The 12,270-nt window shown below is 41.3% G+C and carries 14 protein-coding genes; 12 read left to right on the forward strand and 2 right to left on the reverse strand.

The features are described 5' to 3' along the window. Positions 1 to 668: 668 nt before the first annotated feature. The 3 genes from phnC to phnE all read left to right on the forward strand — a co-directional run bounded on the left by phnC (position 669) and on the right by phnE (position 3,697). Positions 669 to 1,454, forward strand: coding sequence for a phosphonate ABC transporter ATP-binding protein (gene phnC / locus ACM0OY_RS23665; RefSeq protein WP_414571272.1), 786 nt, complete (start codon positions 669 to 671; stop codon positions 1,452 to 1,454). Positions 1,455 to 1,541: 87 nt separating this feature from the next. After that, positions 1,542 to 2,549, forward strand: coding sequence for a phosphonate ABC transporter substrate-binding protein (gene phnD, locus ACM0OY_RS23670; protein ID WP_414571273.1), 1,008 nt, complete (start codon positions 1,542 to 1,544; stop codon positions 2,547 to 2,549). A 305-nt stretch (positions 2,550 to 2,854) separates the two neighbouring features. Next, complete coding sequence (gene phnE, locus ACM0OY_RS23675; protein ID WP_414571274.1) at positions 2,855 to 3,697, forward strand: phosphonate ABC transporter, permease protein PhnE; 843 nt, start codon at positions 2,855 to 2,857, stop codon at positions 3,695 to 3,697. Between the two features lie 323 nt (positions 3,698 to 4,020). On the opposite strand, the gene ACM0OY_RS23680 is transcribed toward phnE, so the two are convergent. Both ACM0OY_RS23680 and phnF read right to left on the reverse strand, forming a co-directional pair. Further along, a complete protein-coding gene (locus tag ACM0OY_RS23680) occupies positions 4,021 to 4,485 on the reverse strand; it encodes a CYTH domain-containing protein (protein WP_414571275.1) in 465 nt (154 codons plus the stop codon). A 77-nt stretch (positions 4,486 to 4,562) separates the two neighbouring features. Continuing rightward, positions 4,563 to 5,303, reverse strand: coding sequence for a phosphonate metabolism transcriptional regulator PhnF (gene phnF, locus ACM0OY_RS23685; RefSeq protein WP_414571276.1), 741 nt, complete (start codon positions 5,301 to 5,303; stop codon positions 4,563 to 4,565). Positions 5,304 to 5,539: 236 nt separating this feature from the next. Here phnF and phnG point away from each other — a divergent pair, with 236 nt between their 5' ends. The 9 genes from phnG to phnK all read left to right on the forward strand — a co-directional run bounded on the left by phnG (position 5,540) and on the right by phnK (position 12,182). Next, on the forward strand, positions 5,540 to 5,998 hold the full coding sequence (gene phnG, locus ACM0OY_RS23690; RefSeq protein WP_414571277.1) for a phosphonate C-P lyase system protein PhnG: 459 nt from the start codon (positions 5,540 to 5,542) through the stop codon (positions 5,996 to 5,998). A 76-nt stretch (positions 5,999 to 6,074) separates the two neighbouring features. Next, positions 6,075 to 6,671: a phosphonate C-P lyase system protein PhnH gene (gene phnH / locus ACM0OY_RS23695; RefSeq protein WP_414571278.1), complete on the forward strand. Its 597-nt coding sequence runs from the start codon at positions 6,075 to 6,077 to the stop codon at positions 6,669 to 6,671. Next, complete coding sequence (locus ACM0OY_RS23700) at positions 6,668 to 7,132, forward strand: N-acetyltransferase family protein (protein WP_414571279.1); 465 nt, start codon at positions 6,668 to 6,670, stop codon at positions 7,130 to 7,132. Before phnH ends, ACM0OY_RS23700 begins: the two co-directional genes overlap by 4 nt. A 15-nt stretch (positions 7,133 to 7,147) precedes the next feature. After that, a complete protein-coding gene (locus ACM0OY_RS23705; protein ID WP_414571280.1) occupies positions 7,148 to 8,275 on the forward strand; it encodes a carbon-phosphorus lyase complex subunit PhnI in 1,128 nt (375 codons plus the stop codon). 92 nt (positions 8,276 to 8,367) lie between these two features. Further along, positions 8,368 to 8,808: a fosfomycin resistance glutathione transferase gene (locus tag ACM0OY_RS23710; protein WP_414571281.1), complete on the forward strand. Its 441-nt coding sequence runs from the start codon at positions 8,368 to 8,370 to the stop codon at positions 8,806 to 8,808. A gap of 151 nt (positions 8,809 to 8,959) precedes the next feature. Next, the gene (locus ACM0OY_RS23715) at positions 8,960 to 10,156 is read left to right on the forward strand and encodes an alpha-D-ribose 1-methylphosphonate 5-triphosphate diphosphatase (protein ID WP_414571282.1); all 1,197 of its coding nucleotides are present in this window, start codon (positions 8,960 to 8,962) and stop codon (positions 10,154 to 10,156) included. A 58-nt stretch (positions 10,157 to 10,214) separates the two neighbouring features. Further along, entirely contained in the window at positions 10,215 to 10,472 is a 258-nt protein-coding gene (locus ACM0OY_RS23720; protein WP_414571283.1) for a hypothetical protein, read from the forward strand. Further along, positions 10,396 to 11,304, forward strand: a complete 909-nt coding sequence (locus tag ACM0OY_RS23725; protein ID WP_414571284.1) for an alpha-D-ribose 1-methylphosphonate 5-phosphate C-P-lyase PhnJ — start codon at positions 10,396 to 10,398, stop codon at positions 11,302 to 11,304. Before ACM0OY_RS23720 ends, ACM0OY_RS23725 begins: the two co-directional genes overlap by 77 nt. A 104-nt stretch (positions 11,305 to 11,408) precedes the next feature. Next, positions 11,409 to 12,182, forward strand: a complete 774-nt coding sequence (phnK, locus tag ACM0OY_RS23730) for a phosphonate C-P lyase system protein PhnK (RefSeq protein ID WP_414571285.1) — start codon at positions 11,409 to 11,411, stop codon at positions 12,180 to 12,182. The last annotated feature ends 88 nt before the right edge of the window (positions 12,183 to 12,270 follow it).

Consider the following 12,270-nt stretch of genomic DNA (forward strand, 5'->3'; position numbering starts at 1 on the left):
TCTCAGTATTTACTTATCTTTACATAGTTTAGTTTTTTCGCGCCGACTTACTTACGTTTTTTTGTGATTTTGCGTAAGTCCTGGCTAAAAGCAAGTGGCATTTGAGGACAGAAACCCAACAAACCAACGTGTCTGTTGGGTTAGGTTTTGCATCACCTGATTTTCATCAAAACAGCGGTTTGCAATTATTACGAGCACAAATTATAAAAAGGTGTCCCTCATTCCATGCCTTCTAGGAATAGGATGAAAGACGCCTTTTTAGTCCGTTGAATGATGACTGTCAACAGTCAACATCAAATCCTACCCCTAACGGACTTCCAACTAAAAAAATAATCAATCGTTTTGGCAAGCAGCGGAGAATAAATTGGATCGTGCGTTGGATGCAGGGATTCAGTAATTTAATTCTTGGATATCCCTAAAAAGGGATGGGTCAGCTTAACAAAATTTAGGAGTAAAAATAGTCAAATATCTAACTTATAATAAATCCTAATTTCTGACTCCTGATTAGATATTTTTTTCAACAATTTGATATTTAGTATTTATAATAAATTTCCCTTGTTTATACTTTTCTGAAAACTATTGTCTCTTATACTTTTCTTAAAGATGCCTTAACTAAATAACTTTACTGTTAATCAAAGTCATATAAATATTAAATTGTCGCGACTACAGTGGCTATAGAAGTAAGTAATTTGTCAAAAAACTTTAAGGGTAAGCCAGCACTGAAAAATGTTTCATGCACGATTGATGACGGAGAAATGGTAGCACTTGTAGGTGCTTCTGGCTCAGGAAAGTCTACACTATTGCGGCATATAAATGGCTTACAGATTGGAGATGAAGGAACGGTTTATATTTCTGGAATTGCTTTGCAAAGCAAGGGTAAATTGCATTCAAAAATTAGGATTTTGCGAAGTCAGATAGGATACATTTTTCAACAATTCAATTTGGTAAACAGGCTAACGGTTATTGAAAATGTTCTGGTTGGTAATTTAGCGCGATCGCCTGTAATTCGTTCAGCATTACATTTATTTACTAAAGCAGAAAAAATTCAAGCTCTTTGTGCATTAGAGAGAGTTGGTATTCTGGAACATGCTTATAAACGAGCTTCTATGCTTTCTGGGGGACAACAACAACGAGTAGCGATCGCTCGTTGTCTGGTTCAGGGAGCGAAAATTATCCTTGCAGATGAACCCATTGCTTCCCTCGATCCTGAATCTGCTCGAAAAGTCATGGAATTGCTCATCGAATTAAATCGAGAAAGCAAAATAACGGTAGTCGCTTCTTTACATCAAATCCAAATGGTGCGTAGGTATTTCGACCGGGCGATCGCCCTGAGAGATGGAGAAGTGATGTTTGATGGTGCGATCGCCAAACTAGACGACCGGATGCTCAATGAACTTTATGGTACAGCAGCAGAAGAACTTGTACTCAGAGGACATGGAGAATTTGTCGGATAAGAAATTTTGCTAAATATTCGAGTTTTGCACCGTAACAGCTACTAAAAAAATAACATCAAAAGTTTAACAATAACGAGGAATTAAACCATGAACAGACGCTTATTTATTCAACAAGCTTCTTTATTTACGCTAACCTTAGGAAGTGCAAAGATATTATCAGCCTGCACTTCTAGTTCTAGTTCGGATGCTGCAAATATTAAAGAAATTAATTTTGGCGTTCTTTCCACAGAATCTCAGGTAAATCAAAAGCCTATTTGGGAACCTTTTGCTGCTGCAATGTCTAAAGAAATTGGTATTCCCATCAAACCATTTTATGTCACACAATATGCAGCAGTTATAGAGGCCATGCGCTTTGGTAAAGTACAGGTAGCTTGGTTAGGTGGTAAGTCATACATTCAAGCTGTACAAATGGCTAATGCTGAAGCATTTGCTCAGGTTATCAGTGGAGATGGTACAAAAGGCTATTACTCACACCTGATTGTTAATAAAGATAATCTTATTGCTGCTGAAGCTAAAGCAGAGGGTGGGGATAAATATGTGATTAAAAATGCAGGAAAGCTGACCTTTGCTTTCAATGAGCCTAATTCTACTTCTGGTTTCTTAGTACCAAGCTATTACATTTTTGCAAAAAACAATATTGACCCTAAAAAAGTCTTTAAGCGTTTAATTTTTGCTGGTAGCCATGAAGCATGTGCCCTCGCAGTTGCTAATAAAAAAGTAGATATTGCTACTGTTAGTAACGAGGGTTTAGGTCGTTTAGAAAAAACTAATCCAGAAGCGAGAAAGAAAATTGAAATTATCTGGCAATCTCCCATGATTCCCAGCGACCCTATTGCTTATCGCCAGGATTTACCAGCAGACCTCAAGAAGAAATTTCAAAACTTTTTTTACAATTATAAAGATGAAAAAATTTTAGAACCTTTTAAAATCTCTGGTTTTGCTCCAGCTGACGACAAAATTTGGAACACAATTCGGGAATTGGAAATTGCTAAAAAAATTGAAGAGACTAAATCTCAAGGAGATCTGAGCGAACAAGATAAAAAACAGAAGTTGGCACAACTTAATCAGCAACTCAACCAAATTAAGAAAAACTGATAGAACAATCCTATTGATTTATAAACTTAGTATAGGACTCATATTTGATTTTTGAAAAAAATTAGTTAGACTTAATGTTCTAGAATCCTGTTGCCTTTTGCCTATCTACGCAAATAATTTCAGGAATCAAACCGGATTCCTATATTTTGAGGTAAGCAATAGGTAATAAATTTTGTCTACAACTAACTCATTTAGGATTGCCATATATAGTGCAATAATTAACAAAATTACCGACTTATTTAACAATTTGGTAATCTGAGAATTTCTATTTTTACATAATCAATTATAAATACTAATTAAGTGTAATGAAAGATATAAAGAAAGCGCAAAGCCATAATCAGATCATTGCTAATGCAGCTCCTAAAGTAATAGCAATGTTAGAGCGAGAAGAAAAATTAGTTACTAATGGTAGGCTTTTTTTCCTTTTGGCTATTCTTGCTATTCTAATTTTTTCTTACATTCAGGGCGAACTAAATTTTCCATTATTGTTCCAAAGCAGGAATAATATGGTCGAGTATATCCGTTCATATTTTCCGCCAGATTTTAGTGATTGGAAATATTATCTTTCGGAAACTATTATTACTATATCAATGGGAATTTGGGGAACTTTGATGGCTGCGATCGCCGCAGTTCCTTTATCTATTTTGGCATCAAATAATATGTGTCCACCTTGGATTGTACAATTAACACGCCGATTATTAGATGCCATGCGTGCCATTAACGAAATTGTTTTTGCACTCATCTTTGTAGTAGCTGTAGGCTTAGGGCCATTTGCTGGTGTGTTGGCTTTATTTGTTCACACCGCCGGTACACTTGGGAAGCTATTTTCTGAAGCAGTGGAAGCAATTGATCCTGGTCCCGTGGAAGGAATTCGAGCAACTGGCGCTAATCAGATTCTGGAAATTATCTTTGGCGTACTTCCCCAAGTATTGCCTCTATGGACTTCTTTTACTCTGTATCGCTTTGAATCAAATGTACGTTCTGCTTCTGTATTAGGAATTGTTGGTGCAGGTGGAATTGGCGTTTCTTTATATCAGAATTTCGGAGCTTTTGAATACCAAAAAGTCTGTGCAATTTTGATTATTTTGATTCTTGCTACAGGTATCATTGATTTCTTCTCAGCAAAAGTTAGAGCTTGGCTAGTTTGAATTAGAATTCAGAATTCAGAAGCTATACATTTCATAAAATTATTAGATTTTAGATTCTAAATCAAAACTTAAAATCTAAAAAGCACAAACTTATACAGGGTATTTCAGGTAAATGAAGTACACAGGTAGGGGCACAACATGTTCATACGTGTCAATTTAAGCTCAAACGCGCAATTAATTTTACCTCGTTTTAGATCCCCCAACCCCCTTGGAAAGGGGGCACAAGATTCTAGTTACCCCCTTTTTAAGAGGGTCGCGGTAGGCGGGGGGATCTGTACCTTACCAAGTTGCAATCTGCTGTAATTTCGTCAATATTTCAATAATTACCATTGTGAAAAAGGATGTTTGACTAAATTGCTGTTGAAATATCTAGAATCATGAGAAACTTCTTCTCCAATCCAGTCTGGTAGTTCAAGTTGTTGATTTTCATCACTGACTTCAACTTCTGCTAAGATGAGACCTTTGTTAACACCGTCAAACTCATCTATTTCCCAAATCAAACCGCCCGACTCTATCTTATATCTGATTTTTTCTATAAATGGACGTTGACACAATGTCTCAAGCATTTCTTGAGCATCTTGAACAGGAATAGGATACTCAAACTCTAATCTCGAATATTGAACAGTCGGGCCTTTAATAGTTAAATAAGCTTTATCTCCTACTATACGTACACGTACAGTCGCTTTATCTTGTGTAGGAATATATCCCTGACGATAGACACTACCTTGACCTAAACCTCTCCAACTATCTCCAATCGTTAAATATTTGCGCTCTATTTCTTTCGCCATTTTACTCAATCTCCAATCTCCAGAACATTTAATTTGAAAAAATTAAATATTTGTCTATCACAGCGTTAATAATATAACTATTTTGTCAAGTCATTTTCAAAAAATAATTCCATGCGATCGCCCCGCAGTCGAGTTACGCCATACTCAATCACATTACCTGTTTGATCGACGTTCACCGACTCCGCCAAAAGAATAGGCTGATTGAGTCCAAGTGCCAACCACTGTGCGTCACGAGGCTGAACTAGACGCGCCGAAACACAAGTACTGCGGCGTATATGATCGCATCCATATACCTGCTGTAAAAACTGAGAAATTGATTGCTTTTCTCGTAAAATATCGATATTTTCCGGCTCTAACAAATCTGGAAACCGTTTTAGAGGAAAATATCCTGTACCTACACTAATTGGTTCCTCATCCGCTAAACCCAAACGCTCAATTAAAGCCACCGATTCACCATAATTAATCTCCAATGCTGTGGCAACGGTAATATCTGCGCTGATTTCCAAGGTGCGGAGTAATTGAAACCTAACTTGCCAACCCTGTGCTTTCAAAGTTTGATTGTAACGTACCCGTTTACCAATGGGATAGCGGATAGTTTTAGCTGCCACAAAAGTGCCGCGTCCCCGGTCAACTCGTAGCAATCCCTCATTTTTTAGCAATGCGATCGCCTGCCTTATTGTATGGCGATTGACGGCAAATTGTTCTGCTAACTTAGTTTCTGTTGGTAATCGATCTCCAATTTGATAAACCTCTTGGTGGATATTTTGTCGCAACTCGGCAGCAATTTGGGCGTAGATAGGCATTATTTCATGGTTCATATATCAATTATCAATATTTAGATTGTCAACTGACTAAAATTGCGCTAGTCTATTTTCATCTAGATGTCTAGACAAATTAAGAATAGTTTAACAAAAAAGAATTCATAAATCAGGAACCAGAATTCAGAATTGAAAATTTGGTGGCCTTCAATTCGCATACTTATCGATCATTTTGAATGATTGCGGCAGTTTAATTGCCAAAAATGATTATTACTAACAATCCAAAATTATGACCTATGGCTACCGAAATGCAGCGACAAACATGGATGGCAACACTAGCGAAAGCTGAACTCAAGCAACTAGAGGGACTGGTGAATAAATTAGGTACATTGCCGAGTTATAGCTTTTTACGCTCTCCAGAGATTGGTTTAGCGATGGTTCGGGGACGCGCTGGGGGTACAGGAGAGCCATTTAACTTAGGAGAAATTACCATGACTCGCTGTGTGGTGCAACTAGAGAGCCAACCAGATGAGACGCTCGCCGGTTTTGGATATGTCGCAGGGCGATCGCATCGTCATGCAGAACTAGCCGCCTTCTGCGATGCCTTATTGCAAAGTGACCAATGGAGCGATCGAATTCAAGCTGAGGTAATTCAACCCCTGCAAATAGCAAGCCAAGAACAACAAGAACTTAAACAGCGCCAAACCGCCGCTACCAAGGTTAACTTTTTCACGATGGTGAGGGGGGAGGGGTAAATCAATTCAAAATTCAAGTTGCGCTTCTAGCGCACCAAAGGTGTGACTCAAAATTCAAAATGAAGAATTTAATTTGATGTCAACAATGCTTACACATCTACGAGGTTTTAAAGACCCAATTCATGATGCCCAGGGGACATTTCGATCGCTACTTGATGCGAATGCTAGGCCGGGGACACCATACCCGATAACTGCTAGTATGACTGTGCCTTCAGGTTTAACGGCTGCTTGTGCAGCAGGTTGTCTGACTTTACTAGATTTGGATGTTCGGGTTTGGGTTCAAGCGAGTTTTGTTTCTCAAGTCAAAGATTGGTTACTATTTCACACTGGTTGTGGCTTTACGCAGCAACCTAAGGAAGCTGACTTTGCCTTAATTCAAGATATGGCAGCATTGCCAGAATTATCTGATTTTAACTGGGGTACAGCAGAAAAACCCGAAACTTCAACAACGCTACTGGTACAAGTTGAAAGTTGGGAAGGAGGACAAACCGTGGTGCTGACAGGGCCAGGAATTTTGCATCACAAAGAAATTGCCCCTAATCTCCCTCGCCATTTTTGGGATTTCTGGCTGAAGAATCACCAAGCTTATCCCCAGGGTATAGATGTATTTTTATTTACAGAAAATGCAGTTATGGGACTACCTCGCACGGCAAAATCTGAGGTTTTGTTATGAGTCTTGATATCCGCGTTGCGAGTCGTGACGATCTGCCGTTGCTGGTTCAGCTTTATGCACAGATGGATGGTGAGTTACCTTTACCGATAAATAGTGCAGCAGAAATTTGGAATGCGATCGCGCAGGTTCCAAACTATTACATTTATCTTGCGTTTCAGAATCAAGAACCTGTAGGTACTTTTAGCCTGCTTTATGTTCCGACAATGATGCATCGGGGATATCACAAATTTGCAGTACTAGATGCGGTGACTGTTATTCCTACAGTTCGGGGTCAAGGAGTTGGTACACAAATGATGAAAGCTGCACTCAAATTGAGTGCAGAAGCGGGGTGTTATAAAGTTACGCTGTCTTCAAACTTGAAACGGCATCGCGCTCACCAATTCTATCAAGCACTGGGATTCGAGCAGCATGGCTGGAGTTTTAAGTGCGTAGTACAGCCAAGTTACCAAATTAACAATTGATTGAGGTGAAAATTCATGCCATATGTTGCAGTCAAAGGTGGTGAACAGGCAATTGAGAATGCAGAAACGCTGCTTAGGAGTAGACGCCGGGGCGATTCTGCTATCCCTGAACTGACGCTAGACCAAATTGAACAACAGTTGACTTTAGCTATAGAACGGGTGATGTGTGAAGGCAGCCTATATGACCGAGAGTTAGCAGCCCTCGCTATTAAACAATCCTGGGGTGATTTAGTAGAGGCGATTTTCTTGTTAAGAGCGTATCGTACAACACTGCCGCGCTTGTATTACAGCCAGCCACTAGACACCAGCAAAATGCAAATACAGCGGCGGATTTCCTCCATTTTTAAGGATGTTCCAGGAGGACAGAGCTTAGGCCCCACCTTTGACTACATCCATCGCCTGCTGGACTTTAAGCTGATGGCAGAGGCAGAAGTTCCCACAGCAGCAGCAGCAGAGGCAATTACAGAACCTGTTCCCCGCGTGATTGACACTTTAGATCGGGAGGGATTGATGCAGGCTGAGGAAGAGGATGGGGGGACAAGGGGACAAGGGGACAAGGGGAATTTATTACAAACACTCTCGGCGTCCTGTTCTGACTTGACGCGTGAACCGCTTAGTTTTCCTGCGAAAAGGGATGCGAGACTCCAGAATTTGGCACGTGCAGATGAGGGGTTTTTACTATCTTTGGCGTACTCCACTCAACGAGGTTATGGCAGAAATCATCCTTTTGCTGGAGAGATTCGCATGGGGGAAGTGGAGGTGGTGATTTGCCCAGAGGAGTTGGGGTTTGAAGTTGCGATCGCTGATATTACTATTACTGAAGTACAGATGGTAAATCAATTTAAAGGTACTAAGGAATTACCTGCTCAGTTCACCCGTGGCTATGGGCTGACTTTTGGTTATAACGAACGCAAAGCTATGTCAATGGCGTTGGTAGATAGAGCAATGCGAGCTGAGGAGTTTGGTGAAACAGTCCAAGGGCCAGCCCAAAACGTCGAGTTTGTGCTTTCTCACTCAGACAATGTTGAAGCACAGGGCTTTGTTCAGCATCTCAAACTTCCTCACTACATTGATTTTCAATCAGAGTTAAATCTAGTGCGAAAGATGCGACAACAACAGTTAGCAATTCAAAATTCAAAATGACGCTCTCTACGAGACGCTGCGCGAACGCGGACACGGCTTAGCTGCGCTAACAAAATTCAAAATGAAGAAATCTAAATTTTACTTGGGTGTCAATGATTACAGGAATTAATCATATTACCTTGTCTGTTTCCGATGTGGAGAAATCTTTTGATTTTTACACCAAAATTCTTGGTTGTAAAGCGATCGCCAAATGGAAAAAAGGCGCTTATTTACTCGCAGGTAATTTGTGGTTGTGTCTATCTTTAGATGCAAACACGCGCACAAATCCTGCGATTGAATATACTCATATTGCTTTTAACGTTCCCGAACAAGAGTTTCAAACATATAGCGATCGCTTGATTTATTTGGGTGTGAAAAAGTGGAAACAAAATATTAGCGAGGGAGAGTCATTATATATTCTCGACCCAGATTGTCATAAGCTGGAATTGCATGTAGGTGATTTACTTTCTCGAATTGCTGCAACAAGAAAAATTCCTTATGAAGGCATGGAGTTTTTTGAAGATGAATTGAGAAAATCTCATGATTCTCTGTGACCTCTGTGTTCTCTGTGGTTCGTTAAAAAATTTATATCACGCAAAGCCAAGGCAGCGCGTTGCAGAGGTTCCCCCGTTGTAGCGACTGCCGCGCAAAGGCGCAAAGAAGAAAGAGTGATTGAATATAAAATGATATGATTTAGTGAGACTAATGCAAACTATTCAAGAATTAACAACACTAAAAAGAGCGAAAGTTGCCATCCAAGGAGCAGATGTGCTGACTCCAGAAGGTTGGATTAAAGATGCAACTGTTTTAATTGAAGATGGGCGGTTTGTCACTATTGATGGGGGAAGTAGTCCTAATGGGTTTGATTTTGTAAATGCTAAAGGACTCCAGATGTTGCCGGGGATTATCGATTTGCATGGTGATGCTTTTGAGAGAATGATTTGCCCTCGTCCTGGAGTTAACTTTCCTTTAGAAATGGCGATCGCTGAAAATGATCGAAATCTTTTGTTTGCTGGAATCACAACTTTTTTCTGTTCAATTACGGACTCCTATGAACCAGGTTTACGAAGCCGAGATTCAGCCCGTGCTTTGATTGAGTTTATTTTGGGAACAGGAAAGCAGGTTTTAAGTTGCAATCATCGAATTCATATTAGACATGAAGAAGCAAATACTAAAGGGCATGAAGAGTTATGTGATTGGCTGACATCTGGCCGCGTTCAACTTTTGTCCATTAACGATCATTTACCGCCTGTTGGAGATCCGCAAATGTTAGGCCGATACCTTAATGGTTTACGGCGACGAATATCTATATCTGAGGAAGAAATCAAAGAATTTATCGTTCAAGTACAAGAACAGCGACACGAGGGATACGAACAAGTAGAGGAATTAGTTGAGCTTGCCCATACTTACCGCATTCCCCTAGCTTCTCATGATGATGATTGCGAAGAAAAGGTGGCACAAAGCCAACGCCGTCAAGTTGCGATCGCCGAATTTCCTGGGAGTATTGCTTTAGCTGCCCAATCTCGCGCCTACGGTGCAGCAGTCCTCATGGGTGCGCCTAACTTGGTGCGTGGCGGTTCTCATGTCGGCTACATGAGTGTTGCAGACGCGGCTAAAAATGATGTTTTGGATTGCCTTTGCTCAGATTACCATTATCCTTCCTTATTTCATGCACCCTTTAAGCTAGCTGAATTAGGCTTGATGAGTTTTGAGCAAGCATGGACGCTGGTTTCTAGCCGTCCAGCAGTGGCAGTGGGAATTAGCGATCGCAAAGGGAAAATCTCCCCTGGGTTAGATGCAGATTTCTTATTGATATCTGCCAATAATTCTTTACCTACTGCGATCGCATCTGTTTACATCACAGGACAAGAAGTCGCCCGATATCCAATTAATAGGCAATAGGCAATAGGCAATAGATTTTTTTCACGAATGATTTAAGATTCCTATACCAATTAGAAAAATGATTGCAACAATTCAAAGCATCATTGAGCTATTTACCGAAAAAGGTTCTCAGTTGTATGGGGCTGAAGCTGTCAGTCAGCTAGAACATGCACTGCAATGTACCACTTTAGCTCAAAAGGCAGGTCAAAGCAATGAATTAGTCAAGCTAAGAATTTATGACGACCAAGCAAAAATTGACAATGGAAAACATTCCTCTTCCCCAATCCCCAATCCCCAATCCCCCCGAAACAAGCTTCAACTTCGCCTACTTAGATGAGCAAACCAAGCGCTCAATTCGCCGCGCCTTACTCAAAGCCGTTGCTATTCCAGGACATCAAATTCCCTTTTCTTCTAGGGAAATGCCCATGTCTTACGGCTGGGGAACTGGTGGAATTCAGGTAACAGCTGCCGTTATTGGTCAAACCGATGTGCTAAAAGTGATTGACCAAGGAGCAGACGACACGACCAACGCAGTTAACATTCGCCGCTTCTTCAAAAAAGTATGCGGTGTACAAACGACAGAACAAACTCAAGCAGCAACGCTAATCCAGACACGCCACCGTATACCCGAAACACCACTGCGGGAAGGACAGATTTTGGTTTACCAAGTACCAATTCCCGAACCCTTGCGCTGGCTAGAACCTTCATCTGTTGAAACGGGCAAAATGCACGCCCTCGAAGAATACGGGTCGATGTACGTCAAGCTTTACGAAGATATCACCACACACGGGCACATTGCCACATCCTACGACTACCCGGTAATGGTGCACGATCGCTATTTGATGAGTCCTAGCCCGATACCGCGCTTTGATAATCTCAAAATGCAGATGAGTCCTGCACTTCAGTTATTTGGCGCTGGAAGAGAAAAGCGGATATACGCAATTCCGCCCTACACCAAAGTCAAAAGCCTCGACTTTGAAGATCATCCCTTCACCGTCGAACGTTGGGATAAAGTTTGTGAGCTATGTGGTTCTACGGAAAGTTATTTAGATGAAGTACTAATTGATGACCAAGGTGGCAGGATGTGGATTTGCTCAGATACAGACTATTGTCGCGGGATGAAGGAGACGGAGGGGCAGGGAGCACAGGGGAAAAGGAGTGAAGTTTAAAGAGTCGTCGGCGAATATCAAAGATTCATTCACGAGTATCAAAGACTCGTCGGCGAATATCAAAGACTCATCTCTTATTCCCCATGCCCAATGACTAATGACTAATGACAAAACCTATTTTACAAGTTCACCAATTGAGTAAATCTTACGGTGCGATTAAAGCGTGCGATCGCATTTCCTTTGACTTATATCCTGGGCAAGTTCTGGGTATCGTCGGCGAATCGGGATCGGGTAAGTCTAGTTTGCTTGGTGCGGTCGCTAATCACTTTCCCATTGACCAAGGTAATGTTACTTATACAAATCGTAGCCAAGAAGACTTAGAAATTACTCGACTTCCGGAAGCTCAACGCCGTCGATTGATGCGGACTGAGTGGGGCTTTGTCCACCAAAATCCCCGCGATGGTCTGCGAATGAAAGTTAGTGCAGGGGCGAATATTGGCGAACGGCTGCTAGATGTTGGGCTGCGACACTATGGCAATATTCGCGATGAAGCTGCTCACTGGTTGCAACAAGTAGAAATCGATCCAGCGCGGATGGATGAGTTACCAGTAAATTTTTCTGGAGGTATGCAGCAAAGATTACAACTGGCTCGTGTATTAGTGACACGCCCCCAGCTAATATTAATGGATGAACCGACCGGAGGACTGGATGTATCAGTGCAGGCGCGGTTATTAGATTTATTGCGATCGCTAGTGCGGAATTTTCACCTCAGCGTCATTGTAGTTACACACGATATAGGCGTTGTCAGGTTGCTAGCCCATCGGTTGCTAGTAATGCAACAAGGGCAAGTAGTGGAATCAGGTTTAACAGACCAAGTGCTTGACGATCCCCAGCATCCTTACACTCAACTATTGGTCAGCGCTGCGTTAACGCCATAACTGAAGAGGACGCGGGGACACGGAGAGTGTTTGTGATAAATCCCCAATCCGCAGTCCCCAATCCGCAGTCCCCAATCCCCAGTCCCCA

Origin of the sequence: Nostoc sp. CCY 9925, from assembly GCF_963920935.1 — a bacterium.
Taxonomy (GTDB): Bacteria; Cyanobacteriota; Cyanobacteriia; order Cyanobacteriales; family Nostocaceae; genus Nostoc.